Annotated in this window: 21 protein-coding genes; all 21 read right to left on the bottom strand. The window is 50.4% G+C overall.

Annotation, left to right across the window (positions count from 1 at the left end):
* Nucleotides 1–90: 90 nt before the first annotated feature.
* The gene (gene murA / locus ACFQZT_RS15565; protein ID WP_379301391.1) at nt 91–1,410 is read right to left on the bottom strand and encodes a UDP-N-acetylglucosamine 1-carboxyvinyltransferase; all 1,320 of its coding nucleotides are present in this window, start codon (nt 1,408–1,410) and stop codon (nt 91–93) included.
* 240 nt (nt 1,411–1,650) lie between these two features.
* On the bottom strand, nt 1,651–1,911 hold the full coding sequence (locus tag ACFQZT_RS15560; protein WP_379301386.1) for a DUF1146 family protein: 261 nt from the start codon (nt 1,909–1,911) through the stop codon (nt 1,651–1,653).
* 18 nt (nt 1,912–1,929) lie between these two features.
* Nucleotides 1,930–4,449 carry a S8 family peptidase gene (locus tag ACFQZT_RS15555; RefSeq protein WP_379301384.1) on the bottom strand — a complete coding sequence of 840 codons (2,520 nt, stop codon included), beginning with the start codon at nt 4,447–4,449 and terminating at the stop codon, nt 1,930–1,932.
* 170 nt (nt 4,450–4,619) lie between these two features.
* A complete protein-coding gene (locus ACFQZT_RS15550; protein ID WP_379301382.1) occupies nt 4,620–6,131 on the bottom strand; it encodes an NADH-quinone oxidoreductase subunit N in 1,512 nt (503 codons plus the stop codon).
* Nucleotides 6,132–6,135: 4 nt separating this feature from the next.
* Complete coding sequence (locus ACFQZT_RS15545) at nt 6,136–7,758, bottom strand: complex I subunit 4 family protein (protein ID WP_379301380.1); 1,623 nt, start codon at nt 7,756–7,758, stop codon at nt 6,136–6,138.
* A complete protein-coding gene (gene nuoL, locus ACFQZT_RS15540) occupies nt 7,748–9,667 on the bottom strand; it encodes an NADH-quinone oxidoreductase subunit L (RefSeq protein WP_379301378.1) in 1,920 nt (639 codons plus the stop codon). The genes ACFQZT_RS15545 and nuoL overlap by 11 nt, the downstream gene beginning before the upstream one ends.
* 15 nt (nt 9,668–9,682) lie before the next feature.
* Nucleotides 9,683–9,994: an NADH-quinone oxidoreductase subunit NuoK gene (gene nuoK, locus ACFQZT_RS15535; RefSeq protein ID WP_379301376.1), complete on the bottom strand. Its 312-nt coding sequence runs from the start codon at nt 9,992–9,994 to the stop codon at nt 9,683–9,685.
* A 3-nt stretch (nt 9,995–9,997) separates the two neighbouring features.
* Entirely contained in the window at nt 9,998–10,528 is a 531-nt protein-coding gene (locus ACFQZT_RS15530) for an NADH-quinone oxidoreductase subunit J (RefSeq protein WP_379301374.1), read from the bottom strand.
* Nucleotides 10,521–10,973 carry an NADH-quinone oxidoreductase subunit NuoI gene (nuoI, locus tag ACFQZT_RS15525; RefSeq protein WP_379301372.1) on the bottom strand — a complete coding sequence of 151 codons (453 nt, stop codon included), beginning with the start codon at nt 10,971–10,973 and terminating at the stop codon, nt 10,521–10,523. The genes ACFQZT_RS15530 and nuoI overlap by 8 nt, the downstream gene beginning before the upstream one ends.
* Nucleotides 10,974–10,989: 16 nt before the next feature.
* Nucleotides 10,990–11,994 (bottom strand): NADH-quinone oxidoreductase subunit NuoH, encoded by a 1,005-nt coding sequence (nuoH, locus tag ACFQZT_RS15520; protein WP_379301370.1) that lies wholly within the window; start codon nt 11,992–11,994, stop codon nt 10,990–10,992.
* A complete protein-coding gene (locus tag ACFQZT_RS15515) occupies nt 11,994–13,094 on the bottom strand; it encodes an NADH-quinone oxidoreductase subunit D (protein ID WP_379301368.1) in 1,101 nt (366 codons plus the stop codon). Before ACFQZT_RS15515 ends, nuoH begins: the two co-directional genes overlap by 1 nt.
* Before the next feature lie 3 nt (nt 13,095–13,097).
* Nucleotides 13,098–14,180: an NADH-quinone oxidoreductase subunit C gene (locus tag ACFQZT_RS15510; RefSeq protein ID WP_379301366.1), complete on the bottom strand. Its 1,083-nt coding sequence runs from the start codon at nt 14,178–14,180 to the stop codon at nt 13,098–13,100.
* Nucleotides 14,177–14,695 carry a NuoB/complex I 20 kDa subunit family protein gene (locus ACFQZT_RS15505; protein ID WP_163952210.1) on the bottom strand — a complete coding sequence of 173 codons (519 nt, stop codon included), beginning with the start codon at nt 14,693–14,695 and terminating at the stop codon, nt 14,177–14,179. Before ACFQZT_RS15505 ends, ACFQZT_RS15510 begins: the two co-directional genes overlap by 4 nt.
* Nucleotides 14,680–15,045 (bottom strand): NADH-quinone oxidoreductase subunit A, encoded by a 366-nt coding sequence (locus ACFQZT_RS15500; RefSeq protein ID WP_379301389.1) that lies wholly within the window; start codon nt 15,043–15,045, stop codon nt 14,680–14,682. Before ACFQZT_RS15500 ends, ACFQZT_RS15505 begins: the two co-directional genes overlap by 16 nt.
* Nucleotides 15,046–15,248: 203 nt before the next feature.
* Nucleotides 15,249–15,575 (bottom strand): hypothetical protein, encoded by a 327-nt coding sequence (locus tag ACFQZT_RS15495; RefSeq protein WP_379301364.1) that lies wholly within the window; start codon nt 15,573–15,575, stop codon nt 15,249–15,251.
* A gap of 210 nt (nt 15,576–15,785) precedes the next feature.
* Entirely contained in the window at nt 15,786–16,193 is a 408-nt protein-coding gene (locus ACFQZT_RS15490; RefSeq protein WP_379301362.1) for a F0F1 ATP synthase subunit epsilon, read from the bottom strand.
* A gap of 48 nt (nt 16,194–16,241) precedes the next feature.
* A complete protein-coding gene (gene atpD / locus ACFQZT_RS15485; protein WP_379301360.1) occupies nt 16,242–17,639 on the bottom strand; it encodes a F0F1 ATP synthase subunit beta in 1,398 nt (465 codons plus the stop codon).
* Nucleotides 17,640–17,688: 49 nt separating this feature from the next.
* Complete coding sequence (atpG, locus tag ACFQZT_RS15480) at nt 17,689–18,546, bottom strand: ATP synthase F1 subunit gamma (RefSeq protein ID WP_379301358.1); 858 nt, start codon at nt 18,544–18,546, stop codon at nt 17,689–17,691.
* 128 nt (nt 18,547–18,674) lie between these two features.
* Nucleotides 18,675–20,189, bottom strand: a complete 1,515-nt coding sequence (atpA, locus tag ACFQZT_RS15475) for a F0F1 ATP synthase subunit alpha (protein WP_379301356.1) — start codon at nt 20,187–20,189, stop codon at nt 18,675–18,677.
* Between the two features lie 30 nt (nt 20,190–20,219).
* The gene (locus ACFQZT_RS15470) at nt 20,220–20,753 is read right to left on the bottom strand and encodes a F0F1 ATP synthase subunit delta (protein ID WP_379301354.1); all 534 of its coding nucleotides are present in this window, start codon (nt 20,751–20,753) and stop codon (nt 20,220–20,222) included.
* Nucleotides 20,750–21,235: a F0F1 ATP synthase subunit B gene (gene atpF, locus ACFQZT_RS15465; RefSeq protein ID WP_379301352.1), complete on the bottom strand. Its 486-nt coding sequence runs from the start codon at nt 21,233–21,235 to the stop codon at nt 20,750–20,752. Before atpF ends, ACFQZT_RS15470 begins: the two co-directional genes overlap by 4 nt.
* Between the last annotated feature and the right edge of the window lie 27 nt (nt 21,236–21,262).

Here is a 21,262-nt window from a genome sequence, read left to right as displayed (position 1 = left end):
TCCTCCAATTTCTTGGGTGACTGTACCTTTCTTACAACACAGGGACTTTTTCAGTGGCCTCCTAGGGACCGGCTTCGATTTCTTATGAACTTATGCAAGTGTAGGCTGGATGTTGAAAAAGCCCATGTCAACCGCTTCTTCCGCTACTTCCTGCGGCACGACTCGATGAATATCCGCGCCCAGATCACGCAGGACATCGGTGATGTCAACATATCCGCGATCGATGTGATGTACACCGGTTATCTCGGTCTCGCCATCGGCCGCTAATGCAGCCAGGATGAGCGCCGCACCTGCGCGCAAGTCGGTTGCGCATACTTTAGCGCCTTGAAGCTTTGCATTACCACTGACGATAGCCGTGCGGCCATCGACTTTGATTTGCGCATTCATATTCGCGAATTCCTCGACATGCATGAAGCGATTCTCGAACACGGTCTCGGTTACGAGGCTCGTGCCGTCCGCCACCATTAGCAGCGCCATCATTTGCGATTGCATGTCGGTCGGGAAGCCCGGATAAGGCAGCGTCTTCACGTCCACCGCTCGAAGCGGTCCAGATGCGCATACGCGTATGCCGTTCTCATCCTCCTCGATGATGACACCCATTTCTTGCATTTTCGAAATAACAGGTCTGAGATGATCTCCGATTGCGCCTTCCATGTACAGATCGCTTCCCGTAATAGCAGCAGCAATCATATATGTACCCGCTTCAATCCGATCCGGAATAACCGTATGTACGACCCCCCGAAGCTTCTCTACGCCTTCAATCCGAATAACGCCTGTTCCTGCGCCGCGAATAACTGCGCCCATTGCATTCAAGTAATTGGCCAAATCGACAATTTCCGGTTCTTTGGCTGCATTTTCAATGATCGTTGTGCCTTCGGCTAAAGTGGCCGCCATCATAATGTTCTCGGTTGCCCCTACGCTCGCAACGTCCAAATAAATTTTGGCGCCTTTCAGACGTCCTTTAATCTTGGCTTCAATGTATCCCTGCCCCAGCTCGATATCGGCACCCATAGCTTCGAAGCCTTTGAGATGCTGATCGATCGGCCTTGTGCCAATGGCACAGCCGCCGGGAAGAGAAATTCTCGCTTGCCCTAATCTCGCTAAGAGCGGGCCCATCACGAGGAAGGATGCTCTCATTTTGCGGACAAGATCATAAGAAGCTTCGCAGGTGGCGATTTGCTGTGCGCGAACCCGTATCACCTGTCGATTATATTCCACTTCGATTCCTAAACTCTGCAGTACTTTATTGATGACTAGTACATCGTCAAGGGGAGGCGCATCGTGGATGACGCTTTCGCCTTCCGACCCCAGAATGGAAGCTGCAATAATCGGCAATACCGCATTCTTCGCTCCGTTGATTTTCACATTTCCAGCTAACTTTCGGCCACCGCGGACGATAATTTTGCTCATCATGGTCCCTCCGCGAACTTATTTTGAATTTACGCTAGTTTCCTGTCGGTCTTACACATAACACATTTCCTAAGTTTATCATTTCACCCTATATTGGACAACTGTGTTCTTTTGGCATTCCCGATTGCCACCCATAGAGTTCGGATAACGTTTCATTTTTCGATCCGTTCTATTATCCATTGTTGACAAGAAAACTGCGCATTATTCGAAAAAGTTACTAAAATGAGAGCTAAACATCCATCAGAACATTTTGCTGAAGCCCATGGAAAGACCTAGATATTGGATAAAAAAGCTGGCAACCAGGTGACCTAAAGCGATAGAAAGTAAAATTTGCAGCATGATCGCCTGTGCGCCTTTAGGCCTTTTGAGTAGCACATCAAAACGGAACGATTGCAACGCCCACCAAGCGAGTCCAATGCACAGGATATAGACTGCAATATCGACCACATTCATCAGCGAAGCGTATTTGGCCGCTTCGCTCCATTTACCGGTATCCGCCATACGAAACTCCCTTCGGCTTTATCGATTGATCACTTTGGCCAGCATCGATACGAACTCAGCCCGTGTGGCTTCCGCGTCAGGGTGAAACGTACCGTCCGGATAACCGCTGACCCAGCCGTCCGCCCACATTTGCTTGAGAATGCCGATGCCCCAATATGAATCATCCACATCGTTAAACGGCGAATTGCCGCGCCGCTTCCCGGTCATATTCATACTGCGGGCCAGCATCTGTGTCATTTCCATCCGCGTCAGCGTGCGATCCGGGCCAAAGGTACCATCCGGATAGCCATCTACGAGATCGGCCTGAACCGCCTTGGCCACGTTGTCATACGCCCAGTGCGAAGTGGTCATATCGCTGAACCGCAGCTGCCTTTGCTTCGAGAGCTTCAAAGCTCTCGTCAATACCGTAGCCGCTTCCGCTCGGGTAATAGGCCGATCCGGCGCGAAACGGTAGTTGCCGTAACCGCTAATAACCTCTTGCTGGGTAAGTTTGCTAATCGCATCTACAGCCCAATGGCCGTCGATATCGATAAATCCGCTAACTAACGGATAACTGCCCACCTTCAATTGATACATCTGACTTAAAAACCATTTGTCGGCTTGCAGCTTAATATAATAGGTGCCTTGATCCAGAGCCTTCTCCACATAAAGAGAGTTTGCGCCGTAATCGCTTTTGAAGAATCCCTGTTCTTTCAAAGAACTATCGTATAGGGTCGCGAATAATATTCGCGCCGAAGGGATATTCGTCAGGCTTACTTGAGCAAGCCCGTCTTTATCCATCCGGAATTGAAACCAATCCACATCGTCATTTTTGTCAAATAGGCCTTCATATTCGGAAAAATTAGCGGCAAAAGTCGCTTGATACGGCTTATCGTTGGGCTCATTCGGATCGATCAGCTTCGGATTGTACTCAATCTCAAGCGTATACTCGCCCGTGATCGGTTCAGAGTAATCCTTGATATTGCTGACGCGAATATAATACTGGCCGGGCAAAAGCTCCATCAACGAGCTTATTTCAGTTACGCCGTCACCGGATTGATCGATCGTAATCCCCTTCTCCCCTTCCTTTTGGAAGAAGATCATAGGGTCTATCCGGGCTGTATCCACGGACAATCGCAATCGCATGGTGCCCGATTTTTCAATAGGCAGCACGAACCAGTCCACGTCGCCTTTCTTATGAAAAGTGCCTCGAATGGTCTGGCTCCGCGCCGGAAGCGCGAAAGCTTTATACTGCTTATCATTGTCTTCAAACGGATCCGCATAGATGAGAAAATTAGAACGCAGAGAGTAGCTAAGCGCAGATTTTCGCGTGCGATCCACCGTCTGCAGCTGGATATAAGTGCGGCCTTTGTGCACTTGGAAAGAGATCGGATTATTCTCATTTTTCACGACAAAGGTCTCGCCGGAATCGACGCGTATACGAATGCCCGAGCTGTCTTCGCTGCGCAGCGTCAGTTCGATCGTCCCGTCATAAGGCGCATCCATGGCATACCAGTCTTGATCTTGCGCAGAGCTAAGCGCGGAGTGAATGTAAGCCTGTACGGACAGCTTCGCTGCCTGGTCCTTCCGGTTGTTAAGTCCGAACCAGTCCTCTCTGTATGGCTGCGTAAGCGCCTGATCAACCCTCAACATGCCGTATCCCGTTTTCGCATCCCAACCCCCTGAACCCAAATCCTCTGCGGTTTGTTCCAGCAATTCGCGAACCTGGTAAGCACGCATCCCCGGGTATTTCCCCCATACAAGCGCGGCTGCAGCTGCAACTTGAGGTGCGGCCATGGAGCTGCCGTCCTGATATTGGTAACCGCCACCGAGTGAAGTCGTATACACATTCCACGGAGCCATAAGGTCCAGCTCGGGGCCAAAGTTCGACCGGGAGTCGGCATTCTTATCCGGGGTGACCCCTCCGACCGAAAGAACTGTCGGATACGCGGCAGGATATTTGACGCTCGTTCCTTCGTTGCCGACTGCCGCAACCAGCAGCACATCATGATCCTCGGCATACTGCACAATATCCGCCAAGTAATCAGAGTACTTATTCAGCCCCAGCGAAAGGACAACGATCTTCGCTCCATGATCCACTGCGTACCGAATGCCTTCGCCAAGTTTCGCTTCGCCGCCTGTGCCGTCGCTCTCCAAAGCTTTGATCGGCATGATTTTCGCATTAGGCGCAATGCCCGCGATCCCTTTATCATTATTCATCGTTGCCGCAATGACGCCAGCTACGTTCGTTCCATGTCCGTTGTCATCACTTGGCTTCGTTCCAGGCTGAAGGAGATTCGTTCCTTCAACAAAGTTGCCCGCCAAATCCGGATGCGTCAGATCCACGCCGGTATCTACCACAGCAACAACAATTGGTGCTCTTGCATCGCCTGCCGCAGCCCATGCTTCGTTCATATGAATCATATCCAAATAGACTTGCTTCACCCTCATCGGGTCCGTCGATTGCGGATATGCCGCTTCTGCTTTGGTTACCATCCCTGCAAGTTCCACAACCAGCGTCATTAGAGCAATGAGCAATAGGTGTCGAGTCAGTTTCATGAAATCACAGGCTTTCTTATTTAAAATGGTGTTTAAGACATTCTCTATCTATACCACAATCCCTGCCTTCTTGATATATATAACGGATGATCGTCGCAAAAAGTTCAGATTCTACGCAAAAAAACCTCTCCCCACGTCGTACGCGGGAAAAGGCTTTTTCAGAAGGCGCTTTACATAATCAGAAAATCTTTCGTCAAGCTGAATATGGATTCGATACCTTTCAACACATATTGCGGAATGAAACCCAGCGCTAAGCCGATCAAGGCACAGAGCCAAACGGTAATACCGAGCGGAACCGATACTCTAATTTCCGTAGGCTCGTAGTCGCTGCGCATGAACATTTGGCGAACGACGCCGAAGTAATAGTACAAAGAGACGACGCTGGTCGCGATCATGAGCGCACCCAACCAATATTGATGCGTCTGCATCGTACCGAAGATGATGTACAGTTTTCCGAAAAATCCGCCTGACACCGGAATACCGGCCAAGGAAAGTACAATCAGCACCATCGCTACTGCGGTTAAAGGGGCTCGGTAATATAAACCCCCAAAGCCTTTGAGCTCGGTATTTCCTTCGGCTTGCTCAATGACCATCAGAACGGCGAACGCCCCGATATTCATGAACAAGTAGGCGATCAGATAGAAAATAAATTCGGAGAAATTGCTATAATGCGTCCCAGAAAAGTAAGTGCCCACCGGGACAAGCAGATAGCCGGCATTGGCAATCCCCGAATACGCGAGCAGCCGCTTCATATTCGTTTGTTTCAAGGCGATGAAATTACCTGTCACCATCGCAATAGCCGCCATCACGGAGATGGCTAAGAACGCATCCGACTGGATCGAGCTGTTCTCAAAGCTGCTGAAACCAAATAGCAGATAAAATACTCGGAACAGGATCGCGAAGCCTGCCGCTTTGGACACGACAGCCAGGAACGCGGTTACCGGCGTCGGCGCGCCTTGATACACATCCGGCGCCCAGCTGTGGAACGGCGCGGCTGCGATTTTGAAGCCGAAGCCTGCCAGCAGCAAGAAGAAGGCCACATACAGCAGCGCCTCGTAGGAAGGCATGAGCGATGGCAAAGCAGAACCAATTTGCGCCAAATTGGTGGATCCGACCATGCCGTACAGGAACGACATGCCGTATAAAATAATCGCGGATGAAATGCCGCCCATCACGAGATATTTGAATGCACCCTCGTTCGATTGATGATTTTTCTTCTTCATCGCCACGAGCAAGTATGACGTGATGCTTAACAGCTCCAGTCCGACGTACAAGGTAATGAGATCACCGGATGAGGACATAATCATCCCGCCAAGCGCGGCCGGCAGCAAAAAGTAATAATATTCCCCTACATGCGGAATGTCGTCTTCTTTGACGAAACCGAGGCTCATCAGAACGACGAAGCCCGTGCCGATAAGGATAAAGAGCTTAAGTAGATTCGAGTAATCGTCTACGCGATAGCTGTTGTTAAGCAGTCCGATCGCCTCAGCGGGATTCAGTTGAAGCACAACGAACACCGCGGAAATGATAATACCGACCAAGGATAGCCACCCGATGATGGCGCGGTTTGTTCTCCCCGGCATGATCAAATCTAAGAGCGATAGGATGATTGCGGTGGCAATCAGGGAGAGCTCAGGGAGCAGATGCGATAAATCGGCGACATGGAGTCGAAGCTGTTCCACCGGACTAACCTCCTATCTTCCCGGCAACGCTTTGGATCAATTGATCAAAGCTGCCTATCGTTTGCTGCAGCGGCTGGCTGAGTACGCTCGGGAATATGCCGAGCAAGAGAATAAAGGCTACCAAAGCAATCATCGGAATCGCTTCTATCAGCCTCGCGTCTCGCATCCCATGCGTTTGCAAGCTCGGCTCCAGCGGACCAAACGTGATGTTCAGCACCCCGCGAAGCACGTATACCGCCGCCAAAATAATACCAAGCGTTCCGACAATCGTATAAACCCGATGGGTTTCAAACAGGCCGAGGAACGCCAGAAATTCACTAATGAAGCCGGATAAGCCCGGCAGTCCGAGCGAGGCCATACCTGCAATCAGCAGGATGCCGCTGATAAAAGGAACCTTGGCTGCAAGGCCGCCCAAGCGGTTCAGCTCAGTCGATTCGGTTCGCTCGAATATACTGCCGACGAGCAGGAACATCAGCGCGGAGATCAAGCCGTGCGAAACCAGTTGGAACACAGCGCCCTGCAAGCCACTGACGTTGAACGCGGCAATGCCGAGCAGGACGATGCCCATGTGGCTAATACTCGAGTAGGCGAGCACGAGCTTGAAGTCCTTCTGTACGATCGCGAGAATCGCGCCGTACACGATGTTGATGACGCCAAGCAGCGCCAGCATCCATGCCCATTGCTTGGCTTCCGCCGGGAAGAACAGGATGCCGAAGCGAATGAGGCCGTAGGCCCCCATTTTCAGCAAAATCCCCGAGTGAATCATAACGACAGAAGGCGGAGCCTCGGTATGTACCTTCAGCATCCACGTATGGAACGGAAAGATCGGCAGCTTGATGCCGAAGGCAACCAGCAGCATGATGAAGACTGTCCATTTCATCGCTGAGCTAAGGAAGAACGGCGTTTTCTCTTGATTGACATAAGCATTGGCGTCTTGCAGCAAATTATGTGCAATGGTATGAATGTCACCGCTGTAATACACGATCGCTTCCGTCTGCGACTGCACTTGGCTGAAGCCTGCCGTGCTCACCAGAATTAGGAAGGCGATCAGCATAATGGCGGAACCAAGTCCATTGTAAAGAAGGAAACGATTTGCAGCCTGCTCCCGATTCATGTACCCCCAAATTCCGATCAGGAAGAACATCGGGACAAGGGTAATTTCGAAGAACAGGAAGAACAAGAACAGATCCTGGGCCATGAACACGCCGAACATCCCGGTTTCGAGCAGAAGGAACAGGATGTAGAACGTTTTCCAGCGCTTTTTAATGTAAACGGAAGCCAGTGCAGCCATTGTGGAAACGAAGGCCGTCAAGAACACTAACGGCAAGGACAACCCGTCCACCGCCATCGAATATTTGAATTCGAAGAAGTAGGAGGTCAACTGCTGGATCCCTTCATGATTAAGCGGAACCTTAATCCAGCTAAGCTGTTCCTTATATTGCATCGGATCACCCTGATAGTTGTAATCTGTGTACAACCATGCTGCCAAAATGAGCGGAATCAGCGTCGTAGCGATGGCGATCGTTTTGATCAAACTGCCTTTGTCACCACGGATGAAGAGCAGGACCAGCACCCCTAGCAAAGGTGAGAACGCGATAAGGCTTAGAATCGGTATGCTATCCAGCATGGATAAACCTCCTTCCCGCTATGGCGAGTGCCAGAATGAGCATCCCCAGAATGGTAATGACGCCGTAAGTTTGCAGCTGCCCATTTTGGAGGCGGGCACCTAGTCGTCCTAATCCGACAACGGTGAAAGCAACGAGTCGTACCAGGCCGTCGATGATGTACACATCAATCAATTCCAGCACGTAACCCAGCCCCCGAAGCGGTTTTACAACAACCCCGTTATAAAACTCATCGATGAAATATTTGCGGTTCAGCAGCGTATACAGCCACGGCAATTTACCGGAGACGACATCGCGCGGAATCGTGCGTTTCAAATACATCAGATACCCTAGTCCAATGCCCAATAGACCTGCGAGCGTAGATAATATAATGACAGTCCAGTTGGCGGACTCTTCATGATTTTGACCTGTCAGCCAGTGGCTGAGCCATTCATTAAACGGTGTGTTCACAAAGCCTGCCAGGACTGCCAGCACAGCCAGAATGATGAGCGATGTCGTCATCGAGGCCGGAGATTCGTGCGGTTCATGAGCAGCATGCGAATGATGATCATGATCGCTGACCGCTGTTTGTTTTTCCCTTGGAGTGCCCATGAACACCAGGAAGAATAGGCGCGACATATAGAAAGCGGTGAAGAACGCAGCGATGATTCCAACCCAGAATAGAAGCTGGTTATGGTCATAAGCTTCGCTCAAAATCAGATCCTTCGACCAGAATCCGGCGAATGGGAAAATACCGGCCAGCGCGAGAGTTCCGATAGCGAACGTCCACGTCGTAATCTTCATTTTGCGGGATAATCCGCCCATTTCGTTAATGTCTTGCGTATGTACGGCATGAATGACGCTACCTGCCCCTAAGAACAGCAGCGCCTTGAAGAACGCATGAGTGAACAAATGGAACATGCCGGAAGCGTAAGAAACACCAATCCCCAGCGCCATCATCATATAACCGAGCTGACTGACGGTTGAATAAGCGAGAATGCGTTTGATATCGTTTTGGGCGACACCAATCGTCGCAGCGAAGATCGCCGTGAAACCGCCCACGTAAGCAACTACGAGCAGTGCGTCCGGTGAGGCGTGGAAAATATCAAACGTGCGTGCGACCAAATACACCCCTGCAGCAACCATCGTCGCCGCATGGATGAGCGCACTGATCGGCGTCGGTCCTTCCATCGCATCCGGGAGCCACGTGTGCAGCGGGAATTGACCGGATTTGCCGATGGCGCCTATAAAGATCAGAATCGCGATCCAGGTTACGATTGTAGGATCGATTTTACCGGAAGAAAAGGCATTATGAATGGAACTGAAGTCCAGCGCGTGACCCGGCATATACCAGAAAAGCAGCAGAATACCGATAAACAGGCCAACGTCCCCGATGCGGGTAACGATGAACGCTTTTTTCGCTGCCGCTTTCGCCTCCGGCTTGAAATACCAGAACCCTACCAACAGGAAGGAGCAGACACCCACTAACTCCCAGAAAATATAAAGCTCAAGCATGTTGGCGGAGATGACAAGACCAAGCATCGAGAAAGAGAATAGCGCGATATAGCTGAAAAATACATGGATGCGCTCGTCGCCCTTCATGTATCCTTTGGAATAGATGTTAACAAGAAGGCTGACCAGCGTCACGATCACGAGCATTAAGGCATTGAGATTGTTAACCTCAAAGCCCATAGCCAGCGTGAAATCGCCAACCTGCAGCCAATGTATCTTATCCCAGGTGTAGTCCTCAACGTGACCGCCCAGTCTTTCCAAGAAAATCAGCAAAGCTACGATAAATGACGCAAGCATCGCCACGATGCTAATGTAAATGCCCAAATCCTTTAGTTGACGTCCCATAGCCGTAAGCGCTAGAAAAGCGAGCAGCGGAAACAACGGAATGAGCCATGCGTATTGTGAATAGTCCGATACCATGTCCTTTTCAGCCTCCTAGCGCTTCATAGAATCCATTTCAGTGACGTCGGATGTTCCTTTATTTCGATAAATCGTGATCAGAATGGCGATCCCTACAGCCGCTTCAGCAGCCGCAATCGTAATGTTAAACAGGGAGAAAATCTGACCCGTGAGCGCCGGATGGTCGCCGAGCTTGGAGAAAGCTATCAGATTCAGGTTCACCGCGTTGAGCATCAGCTCGATCGACAGCAGAACGATAACCCCGTTCTTCTTCGTAATGGCGCCGTACAGGCCAATGCAGAACAGGATCGCCGCCAGTGTGAGATAAGGCGTTACGATAGTACCCACCGTCTAATCCTCCTCTCTCTTGGCGATGACGACCGCACCGATGAAGGCAACCGTCAGCAGCACAGACATGATTTCAAAAGGAATAACATGCTCGTTATAGAGCAGTTTCCCGATTTCCAAAGTGTTGTCTTTACCGGCATCAAATGCTCCTGAAGCGACGAAATTCGTTTTTTGAATCGCATAGAATAAAATCCCGAACAACCCCAGCGCTCCTACGATGGCGAGCCCCTCGTGCCAAGGACGTCTTGGCTCCGCCTCTTCGCCTTGTCTGTGCTTCGTCATCATGATACCGAAGATCATCAGGATCGAGATCGCGCCCGCGTAAATTAGCACCTGTACAAAGGCGACAAACTCGGCTTCCAGAATGATGTAGAGGCCAGCCAAACTGATGAACGTCAGGGCTACGGAAACGACCATATGAATGACCTTGGTAAAAGAGATCATGAAGATGGCGCCACCGATCGCCAGTAAGGCGAAGATGAAGAAGGCCCAGCTCGTTCCGCTTGAAAGGAAATCACCGATTCCGCTAAACATCTTTTTTGGCGCCCCCTTTCGGCATGGCCGAGTTGTTCTCCTGGCGAATGTTTTGATTGTTTTCATTCAGCCATTGCAGGTTTTTGAATAAATCATCCCGGCTGTAAGTGCTCAGTTCAAAGTTATTCGTCATCACGATCGCCTCGGTCGGACAAACCTCCGTGCACAGATCGCACAAAATACAGATTTCAAAATTAATATCATACGTATCGATAACTTTCCCCTTCTTCTCGGGGTCCGGGTTCGCCTTACCGGTCAATGTAATGCATTCCGTCGGGCAGATTCGCGCACATTGATTGCAGACAATGCATTTCTCCGGATCAAAATGTTGAATGCCTCGGAAGCGATCCGGCATCTTGAGCGGGACGTCAGGGTACGCGTAGGTCACCTTTTTCTGAGTCATGCTTTTAAGCGTTACGCCTAAGCCTTTTACTAAGCCCTTCATGGCAAACCTTCCCTCCTTAAACCAAACTCATAACGATCGCAGTTACCAGCATATTGACCAGAGCCAGTGGGAGCAGCACTTTCCAGCCAAAGCCCATCAATTGATCGACCCGAACCCGTGGCAACGTGGCACGCAACCAGAACAGGAAGAATACGATGAGAGAGAATTTCAGCAGGAACCAGATAACACCTGGGATAAAATCAAGGAACGGAAACGGCGCATGCCAACCGCCCAGGAAGATTAAGCTGGTCAATGAGGCGATAACAAATACGTAAACGTACTCGGCCAGCATGAAAAAGGCGAAGCGGAATCCGCTGTACTCGACATGGTAACCTGCGACAAGCTCAGACTCCGCCTCTGGCAAGTCGAAAGGTGTCCGGTTCAGCTCCGAAACTCCGGCAATTACGAAAATAATAAAACCGAGAATTTGCGGGATAAAATTCCAATGCCAGAAGCCGCCGGTTTGATGATCCACAATCGTGTGAAGATTGAGGCTGCCTGTCATCATAATGACGCCAATGACGGAAATAACGAGCGGCACTTCGTAACTGATCATTTGTGCAGCTGAACGCATACCGCCAAGCAGCGCATATTTATTGTTGGACGCCCAACCTCCGAGAATGATGCCGATGGTGGAAATTCCCGTAAGGGCCACATAATACAGCAAGCCGATATTGAGGTTCGCATTGAACAGCTTATCGGAAAAAGGAATCGTCGCAATAATCGTAAACGACGGGATAAACGTGATGACCGGCGCAAGAATGAAGAGCTCACGCTCCGCTTTTTTAGGAATCGTATCTTCCTTGATCAGAAGCTTCGTTACGTCAGCTACACTCTGTAAGAGACCTAATGGACCGGTGCGATTCGGCCCGATCCGCAGCTGCATCCATCCGATGACCTTACGCTCGAAATAAATGGCATAGGTCACAAACCCAAGCACGAGCAGCAGCATCACGATGCCCCAGAATAAGAAGATGAAGAAGTTCGTCCAACTCAGACTCTCCTCCAGCAGGTTCATCATTAGGCATCCACCTCCCCAACGACTATATCAATTCCACCCAATATCGTAATCAAGTTGGTCATCGTTTCACCGACGAGAAGCTTGGGCAATATTTGCAGATTTACGAATGAAGGCCTGCGGAATTTCAAGCGGTACGGCTCTTGTTTGCCACGGGAAATAATATAGCAGCCGATTTCTCCGCGAGGAGATTCAATCGCTGCGTACACTTCACCCTCAGCAGGACGGATTACCCTAGGCACCTTGCCCATAGTCTCGCCCTCAGCCGGAAATTGCTCCACAGCTTGCTCCAGTATACGGAGAGACTGACGTATCTCCTCCATACGGAGCACATAGCGATCATAACAGTCGCCTCCGGTCCGCACAGGCACATCGAATTCAAAGCGGTTATACAAGCTGTACGGCTGCGTTTTGCGGATGTCCCAGTTAACGCCGGTACATCTTAAATTGGCTCCGCTCAGACCGTAAGCAATAGCCGTCTCAGCGTCATATTTTCCTACGCCTTTGATCCGCGCCAAAAAAATTTCGTTGCCGGATACAAGGGTGTGGTACTCTTCGAGCTTATCACGCATGTATGGGATGAATTTGCGCACTTTCTCGATCCAGCCTTCGGGTGCATCCCATTTGACCCCGCCGACTCGCATGTAATTGTAGGTTAGCCTTGCTCCGCAAAGTTCGTTGAACAGGTCGATAATGATTTCCCGATCGCGGAATGCGTACAGGAATGGGCTCATTGCGCCAATGTCCAGCAAATAGGTGCCCCACCAAACCATATGGCTGGCAACGCGCTGAAGCTCCATGACGATCAGACGAAGAAATTCCGCCCGCTCGGGCACTTCCAGCCCCATCAATTTCTCTACAGCGTGGACGAGCACGTAATTGTTGGTCATCGCCGATACATAGTCCATCCGATCCGTGTACGGGATGATTTGCGTATAGCTGAGGTTCTCAGCCAATTTTTCCGTTCCTCTATGTAGATAGCCCATGACGGGTATAGCTTCTTTAATAATTTCACCATCCAGTTTGACGATCACGCGGAAAACCCCGTGCGTACTGGGATGCTGTGGACCTACGTTTAGCAGCAGCTCTTCTGTCCGTAACAAATGCTACACCTCCGGGTCGAGCGGTTCGTAATCTTTGCGCAAGGGATGACCGACCCAATCGTCAGGCATCATAATTCTACGTAAGTCGGGATGTCCGGGGAAATCGATGCCCAACAGGTCGTACACTTCCCGTTCGTTCCAATTGGCAGTCGGCCATACAGGCGCTACCGACGGAATGCTCGGCTGTTCGCGATCGGTTTTCACTTTCACGCAGTATTCACGCTGATGCGTGAGGGAGAGCAAGTGATACGCCACTTCCAGATGCGTTTCCTGATCGACGCCGGAGAGATTGCGCAAGTAGTCACAGCGCAGCTCTTCATGATCGCGCAGCGTCAGTGCCGCCTGCGACCAGCGGGCGCTGTGGATGACCACGTAAGGACGATGCGCGTCCTTCTCGTTGATAAAAGCTTCGACGACGGCGTCTTCGCCTGCGTCGGCTTTTATTATGGTGACCAGCCGGTCCAGCAGCGGCTGGTTCGGCGACGGCTCCTTCGGCGCGGCAGGCTCCGCCGAATCCGTCTTTGCCGCCCGCGCTGCGGCTCGCGCGGCGCGGGCTTCTGCGGCGGCGTCTCCGCTTGCCGCCGCTGGGGTTTCCGCCGACGCGGGCTCGCCCGTCGGCGTAGCGGCCGCCCGCGCCGCTTGGCGGGCGGCTCTCGCCGCAGCGCGCTCGGCTGCGGCATCGGCGGCTGCGCTGCTCGGCGCTGCGCCATCGGCAGCAGCCGCAGCGCTGGCACGCTCCGCGGCAGGCGCCTCGGCGAGCTCGGCAGCCGGCGCGTCGCTCGGCTCGCTCGTCGTCTGCACCGCCGGGTCGGCCGCCTGAATCTCCGCTGCGCGGTCTACCGCGGCTTGCACGTCCGGGCTGAGCGGCGTCTTATCCAGCCGCGCCTCCGGCGTCAGCTCGCCGACCTGCTCAGCAGCTTCCTCAAGCGGCGAATCGTTTTGCTTGGATGCGTCCGGCTTTGCTTCCGAAGCCTCTTCTACACGCACCTCTGCTGCCGCATGCCGCTCCTCGTTCTTTGCCTCAACTTCCGACGTTGTATCCACCTTCGGCTCAGGCTGACCCTCGAGCTTTTTTTCATCGCTCATCGATTGGTCACCTGCTTCCCGGTCTTCGCTTCATAGCGAATCTTCTCCTGAAGCTTGTTGATGCCATAGATCAGCGCCGCCGGATTCGGCGGGCATCCCGGTATGTACACATCGACCGGCACTACCTGGTCAACACCTTTGACAACGGAATACGATTTCACATAAGGTCCACCGGCCGTTGCGCAGGATCCCATCGCGATCACCCACTTGGGTTCCGGCATTTGCTCATACAAACGGCGCAGCAAAGGAGCCATTTTCTTCGTTACGGTCCCAGCAACAATCATCACGTCGGATTGTCGTGGGGACGTACGGAAGATGACTCCAAAACGGTCCAAATCATAATGCGAACCGCCCGTTCCCATCATTTCAATGGCGCAACAGGCTAAACCAAAGGTTAACGGCCATAGCGAATTGCTGCGAGCCCAAGCTTTCACTTGCTCCAGCGTTGTCATAAATACGTTGCGGTTCAGCTCTTCCCGCTCTTCGGGAGAGATCGACTCTAAACTGAAGTCCATTGCAGCACCTTCTTTTTCCAAGCGTATATTAATCCTATGGCAAGCAAGGCTACAAAAATGCACATTTCCACTAAAGCAAAAAGTCCAAGCTGCTTATAAGCGACAGCCCATGGATACAGGAATACGGTCTCTACATCAAAGATGACAAACATCAAAGCAAACAAATAATAACGAATGTTAAAACGAATTTGTCCTTCACCTACAGGCTCGTTCCCACTCTCATACGTCGTATACTTCTCCTCGACGGGTTTACTCGGTCTTAGCCATTTACCGATCGTAAGCGCTGCAATAGGCAGGATAATCCCCAGCCCTAGAAAAATCGCTACAATCACATAGTTATTTGTGTACATCATCCGAATGTAACCGCCTCCATTCCTATTTACCTTTCTTATACCACTCATTAAATTTGGTAATAATCACCTTAACAATTATAGCAAAAAGGGTTTTAGGCGTCGATGACTATTTCCATAAGGCTTACCTGTAGATTCTCCAACTCATAACCAAGTTATTCCAAATGGTTATTTCGACTCATTGCTGCAAGTCCGTATTAAAATTATAATTTAAAGGCAATTTTTGGTTTAATTCTTGTTTTTTCAGCGGCCTTCCTAACGGCTCTTTTGCCTCTGCCCACTCCAAACAAATAACGATGTAAATCATCATTATGGGCTCGATTCCATTTCCTCTTACGTCTAGTAACGATGAAAAACATCACTATTGCCTCGCTCTGGCTCACCATATTGCCTTTTTCTACTCTGTAACGATGGTAAACATCACTATTCCACTCGTTTCCATTTACTTTTTCGTCTCCAACGCTAAATAACATCGTTCTAGCTTCGATCAGCGTCTCATAGGGTCGAACTCGCTTAGAACGGTGAGCCAACCGCCCTCCCTTGTTAAAAATGAGAAAAAGGTCTACCGACGTACATTCGAAGACGAGCGACCGCTATCTTATCCCAAAAATGTGAAGTGATACTTCGAAGCAATGCGCTGTAACGCTTTAACGTAGTTTACTTTTCCCATGTGGTAAAACAAAAAGGGCTGTTCCTCAAGCAGATTGATCTGCTCTTGGGTCAGCCCTTCTATATACCATCTATTTTCTTCCGGAAACGGTAATCCGGTTCAATGCTCTTTGCAAGGAGGCTTCGGCACGTTTGAAGTCCACGTTAGCTTGCTTCGTGTCCGCAAGGCGCTTCTCCGCACGTTCCTTCGCTGCTCTCGCGCGATCCACATCGATTTGTTCTGGCAGCTCGGCGCTTTCCGCCAGTATGACCACTTTATCCTTGCGCACTTCCATAAATCCGCCGTTCACTGCGATGATCTCGTCTTTGGAGCCCTGCTTCTTCACAGTAATCGAGCTGATTTTCAATGGAGTCACCAGTGGAATGTGGTTCGGCAGAATTCCAAGCTCCCCTTCGACACCCTTCGCTACAAGCATGTTCGCTTCTTCAGCGTACACTTTGCGCTCAGGAGTAACAATTTCAAGTAGGAATGTACTCACTTGGATTCTCCTTCCTCAGCTTACGCGTAGGTTTACCAAAAGGTAACCTTACAGCGTTTTCGCTTTCTCGATTGCGTCCTCGATCGTACCTACGTTATGGAACGCTACCTCAGGAAGGTTATCGTGCTTACCTTCAAGAACTTCTTTGAAGCTGCGCACAGTATCTTTCAAAGGCACATACAAGCCTGGGAATCCGTTGAATGGCTCAGCAACGTGAAGCGGCTGGGACAGGAACAGACGGAGACGACGCGCGCGAGTTACGATCAGTTTGTCCTCGTCGGACAACTCATCCATACCCAAGATCGCGATGATATCCAGAAGCTCTTTGTAACGTTGAAGAACTTGTTTAACACCTTGTGCTACTTTATAGTGCTCTTCGCCAACGATTTCAGGTGCCAAGACACGGGAAGAGGAAGCAAGTGGATCCACCGCAGGGAAGATACCCGCAGCCGCGATGCTACGCTCCAAGTTCGTTGTTGCATCCAAGTGCGCGAACGCTGTAGCTGGAGCCGGATCCGTATAGTCATCCGCAGGAACGTAAATCGCTTGAATCGATGTAACGGAACCTTTTTTCGTGGATGTAATACGCTCTTGCAATTGTCCCATCTCTGTAGCCAATGTCGGTTGGTAACCTACCGCGGATGGCATACGACCGAGCAACGCCGAAACCTCGGAACCTGCTTGGGTGAAACGGAAAATGTTATCGATGAACAGAAGAACGTCTCTTCCTTCAACGTCACGGAAATACTCTGCCATTGTCAAACCCGTCAAGGCAACACGCAGACGCGCACCTGGCGGCTCGTTCATTTGACCGAATACCATCGCTGTTTTCGCGATAACGCCGGAATCTTTCATCTCGTGGTAAAGGTCATTACCTTCACGAGTACGCTCGCCAACGCCTGCGAATACAGAGATACCACCGTGCTCTTGCGCGATGTTGTGGATCAGCTCTTGCATCGTTACGGTTTTACCTACACCCGCACCGCCGAAGAGACCGATTTTACCACCCTTTGCGTAAGGAGCCATCAGGTCGATTACTTTAATACCTGTTTCCAGAATTTCCGACTTCGTGGACAAGTTCTCGAAAGCAGGAGCTTCTTTATGAATCGGGCTAGTTAAGGACCGGTCAACCGTCTCGATGCCATCAATTGGCTCTCCGACTACGTTGAAAACACGTCCCAATGTTGCTGCGCCAACAGCAACAGTAATTGGTGCACCTGTGTCCGCAGCTTCAGCGCCACGAACAAGTCCGTCCGTGGAGGACATCGCTACGCAACGAACGAGGTTGTCACCAAGGTGAACAGCCGCTTCAACCGTAACAGTAACCGTTTGTCCGCCTTCTATTTTTTCAATCTTGATTGCATTCAGAATTTCAGGGAGTTGTCCGCGTTCGAACTCAATGTCGACGACAGGCCCTGTAATATTCACAACGCGCCCTTTGCTCATGGTTTCCCTCCTAAGAAAAGCTTTACCTCTGATCGAGGCCGTTTAACAATTAAGCGTTCGCGTTCGCTCCGGCGACGATTTCGGCAATTTCTTGCGTAATCGAAGCTTGACGTGCGCGGTTGTATGCCAGTGTGTAGCTGTTGATCATCTTCGTTGCATTTTTCGTTGCCGAGTTCATCGCTGTCATTCTCGCGCCAAACTCGCTTGCTTTACCTTCCAGTACTGCACTGTAAATAAGCGTTTCCGCATATTTAGGAAGCAATACTTCCAGAACGCCTTCAGGTGACGGCTCATACTCGTAACTAGCAGCAGTCGCTCCTGTTACTTCCTCCATAGGAAGCAGGCGAACCATGGTTGGAATTTGGGTAATCGCATTTTTGAACTGATTGTAGACCAAGAACAACTGATCATACGTGCCGTTCTCGAAATTGCTTACAGCAGAAGCCGCAATCGACTTAATATCCGAAAACTTAGGAGAATCGGGAAGACCCGTTACTTCCTGCACAATCGGAATATTACGCTTCGAGAAGAAATTGCTTCCTTTACGGCCGATTACAAAAATGGAATATTCCGCAGTCGACTTATGTCTCTCGCGGATTTCAGTCATGACCTTCCGCAACACGTTAGCGTTGTAGCCACCTGCTAGCCCACGATCCGAGGTGATAACCAAATAACCGGTTTTCTTCACTTCGCGCGTTTGCAACATTGGGTGCTTAACCCCTTTGGTGCCGGCAGCGATACTCGCGACAACTTCTTTCAGCTTATCCGAGTAAGGGCGTGCCGATTCCGCTGCCTGCTGTGCTCTTCTCAAGTTAGCTGCAGCGACCATTTCCATCGCTCTCGTGATTTGCTTCGTGTTTTGTGTGGACTTGATTTGGCGCTTAATCTCGCGCATTCCTTTTGCCATACCTGCTCACCTCTCTTTTGAGGCTTAGAAAAGCCTTCATTCGAAGACCTGAACTCAGGCGAATTCCCGATCCCAGGCTTAAACCGAGTACCCGGGCCTTACCTTAGGCAAAGCTCGGGTTACCCCTATTATTCAGAAACTGCGAAGCTCTTTTTGAAAGTATTGATCGCTTCAACCAGCGCTTTGTCGTTATCCGCAGTGATGTCTTTAGTATCACGAATGCTGTTCAAAATCTCCGGACGATTGGATTCCAGGTAAGCCAGAAACTGCCCTTCAAAACGAGTTACGTCTTGTACTGGAATGTCGTCTACGTGGCCTTTAACGACCGTGTACAGGGAGCAAACTTGTTTCTCGAGCGAAAGCGGCTGATGCACGCCTTGCTTCAAGATTTCGAGTGTGCGAACCCCGCGATCGAGACGGGCTTTAGTTGCTTTATCAAGATCGGATCCGAACGCCGCGAATGCAGCAAGCTCACGGTATTGAGCCAAGTCTACACGCAGTGTACCGGCAACTTTTCTCATCGCTTTCGTTTGAGCGGAGCCCCCTACACGGGATACAGAGTTACCAACGTTAACCGCTGGACGCTGACCGGAGTAGAACAGATCGGACTCAAGGAAGATTTGACCGTCCGTAATGGAAATTACGTTCGTTGGAATGTATGCAGAGATATCGCCTGCTTGAGTCTCAATGAAAGGAAGTGCAGTAATGGAACCGCCGCCCAGCTCATCGTTCAATTTCGCAGCGCGCTCCAGCAAACGGGAGTGCAAGTAGAATACGTCACCTGGATAAGCTTCCCGACCCGGTGGACGGCGGAGCAAGAGGGACAACTCACGGTATGCAGCCGCTTGTTTGGACAAGTCATCGTATACGATCAAGACGTGCTCGCCTTTGTACATGAAGTACTCAGCCATCGCACAGCCTGCGTATGGAGCCAACCAAAGCATAGGTGAAGGCTCGGAAGCGGATGCTGTCACAACAATTGTATAGTCTAATGCGCCGGCAGCGCGAAGCTTTTCAACTACGCCTACGACTGTGGATTGTTTTTGACCAATTGCAACGTAGATACATTTCACGCCGTTGCCTTTTTGGTTGAGAATTGCGTCGATCGCAATCGCCGTTTTACCTGTTTGACGGTCACCGATGATCAACTCACGTTGACCGCGACCGATTGGAACCATCGCGTCAATCGCTTTAATACCCGTTTGCATAGGCTCATGAACGGATTTACGAGCCATAACGCCTGGAGCCATGTTCTCTACAGGGCGGAATTCTGTTGTGTTAATAGGACCGTTGCCATCAACCGGTTGACCCAGCGAGTTCACAACACGGCCGAGAAGTGCTTCACCTACAGGAACCTCCATAATGCGGCCTGTGCGTTTCACTTGGTCGCCTTCACGGATATCCTTGTAAGGTCCGAGAATAACGATACCTACGTTGCTTTCTTCAAGGTTGAACGCGTAGCCCAGAACGCCGTTTGGAAACTCGAGCAGCTCGCCTGCCATGACGTTTTCCAAGCCGTGAGCACGAGCGATACCGTCACCGACTTGAATAACTGTACCTACGTCAACCACTTGCAAATCGGATTTATAATTTTCAATCTGTTGCTTAATTAATGAGCTGATTTCTTCTGGTTTGATACTCAACGAACTTCACCCCTATTCTTACAGTGCTTATTAAACCAAAGCTTTGGAGAGGCGGTCTAGCTTGCCTGCCAAACTTCCATCATATAAACGGTCGCCGATACGCACTTGAATGCCGCCGAGCAGCTTAGGCTCAACAACATTAGTTGCACGGATCGTTTTACCCGTAACTTTGCTGAAATGACTTACAATCTCCGCTTGTTGCGCTTCCGTCAATGCAAATGCGGAGTAAACCGTCGCGCTCGCTTGTCCAAGCGCTTCATTTGCGATTTTGACATAAACCGACACCAACGCAGAAATAATCGACTGTCTACCTTTATCAATTAAGACCAGCAGCGTGTTCCACACCGGCTCGGAAACTTTGCCTTCGAAAATCTGCTTCAGCAGGTCCGTCTTGACGGAAGTCCCGATGTTCGGATGGTTTAGGAACTTCTGCAGGTCTGCATTGTCCCTAATCGCACTAGCTACAGATTTCAACTCTTCTTCGACTTGGGCAATCAGACCTTTGGCCTGCGCCACTTCAAAAAGAGCTCTGGCATAACGCTTCGCTACGACGATGTCACTCATACGTTGCCTCCTACCTCTTTGAGGTAATGCTCAACCAATTCTTCTTGGGACTTTTCGTCGATTTGTTTTTCAATAATTTTGGATGCGATCAGAACGGACATCGCGCCAACTTGGCTGCGAAGAGCCGCAACCGCTTTGTTTTTCTCATTCTCGATATCTTTAAGCGCTTCGTCTTTCAGACGCGTTGCTTCCACTTGAGCAGCACGAACGATGTCATCTGCTTGTTTGGAGCCCGTTTGTTTCGCTTGCTCAATAATATCGTAAGCTTCCTTACGAGTTTGTTGCAGAACTTGTTTTTGCTCCTCTAACAGTTGCTCAGCTTGCTTACGGCTATTTTCAGCCGTTTGAATTTGATCTTTAACCAGCTGTCTGCGTTTTTCCATCATGCCAAACAGAGGACCGAACGCAAATTTGGAAAGCAGCACATACAAAATCAAGAACGCGATGATTTGTATAAAAAATGTGGACCATTCAATATGCAAGTAACGTCACTCCCTTCTGATAACGTG

The organism is Paenibacillus sp. GCM10027628 (assembly GCF_042676385.1).
In the GTDB taxonomy this organism is placed as follows: domain Bacteria; phylum Bacillota; class Bacilli; order Paenibacillales; family NBRC-103111; genus Paenibacillus_E.
This window is presented reverse-complemented; position numbering and strand designations above follow the sequence as displayed.

What these genes read in the sequence shown, in the direction of transcription:
- ACFQZT_RS15545 (WP_379301380.1), bottom strand. Translation starts at nt 7,758, where the DNA reads ATGCTGGATAGCATACCGATTCTAAGCCTTATCGCGTTCTCACCTTTG.
- nuoL (WP_379301378.1), bottom strand. Translation starts at nt 9,667, where the DNA reads ATGGTATCGGACTATTCACAATACGCATGGCTCATTCCGTTGTTTCCG.
- ACFQZT_RS15470 (WP_379301354.1), bottom strand. Translation starts at nt 20,753, where the DNA reads ATGAGTGACATCGTCGTAGCGAAGCGTTATGCCAGAGCTCTTTTTGAA.
- nuoH (WP_379301370.1), bottom strand. Translation starts at nt 11,994, where the DNA reads ATGATGAACCTGCTGGAGGAGAGTCTGAGTTGGACGAACTTCTTCATC.
- atpG (WP_379301358.1), bottom strand. Translation starts at nt 18,546, where the DNA reads ATGGCAAAAGGAATGCGCGAGATTAAGCGCCAAATCAAGTCCACACAA.
- murA (WP_379301391.1), bottom strand. Translation starts at nt 1,410, where the DNA reads ATGAGCAAAATTATCGTCCGCGGTGGCCGAAAGTTAGCTGGAAATGTG.
- nuoI (WP_379301372.1), bottom strand. Translation starts at nt 10,973, where the DNA reads ATGAAGGGCTTAGTAAAAGGCTTAGGCGTAACGCTTAAAAGCATGACT.
- ACFQZT_RS15510 (WP_379301366.1), bottom strand. Translation starts at nt 14,180, where the DNA reads ATGAGCGATGAAAAAAAGCTCGAGGGTCAGCCTGAGCCGAAGGTGGAT.
- ACFQZT_RS15505 (WP_163952210.1), bottom strand. Translation starts at nt 14,695, where the DNA reads ATGGACTTCAGTTTAGAGTCGATCTCTCCCGAAGAGCGGGAAGAGCTG.
- atpD (WP_379301360.1), bottom strand. Translation starts at nt 17,639, where the DNA reads ATGAGCAAAGGGCGCGTTGTGAATATTACAGGGCCTGTCGTCGACATT.
- ACFQZT_RS15555 (WP_379301384.1), bottom strand. Translation starts at nt 4,449, where the DNA reads ATGAAACTGACTCGACACCTATTGCTCATTGCTCTAATGACGCTGGTT.
- ACFQZT_RS15530 (WP_379301374.1), bottom strand. Translation starts at nt 10,528, where the DNA reads ATGTTTAGCGGAATCGGTGATTTCCTTTCAAGCGGAACGAGCTGGGCC.
- ACFQZT_RS15500 (WP_379301389.1), bottom strand. Translation starts at nt 15,045, where the DNA reads ATGTACACAAATAACTATGTGATTGTAGCGATTTTTCTAGGGCTGGGG.
- ACFQZT_RS15560 (WP_379301386.1), bottom strand. Translation starts at nt 1,911, where the DNA reads ATGGCGGATACCGGTAAATGGAGCGAAGCGGCCAAATACGCTTCGCTG.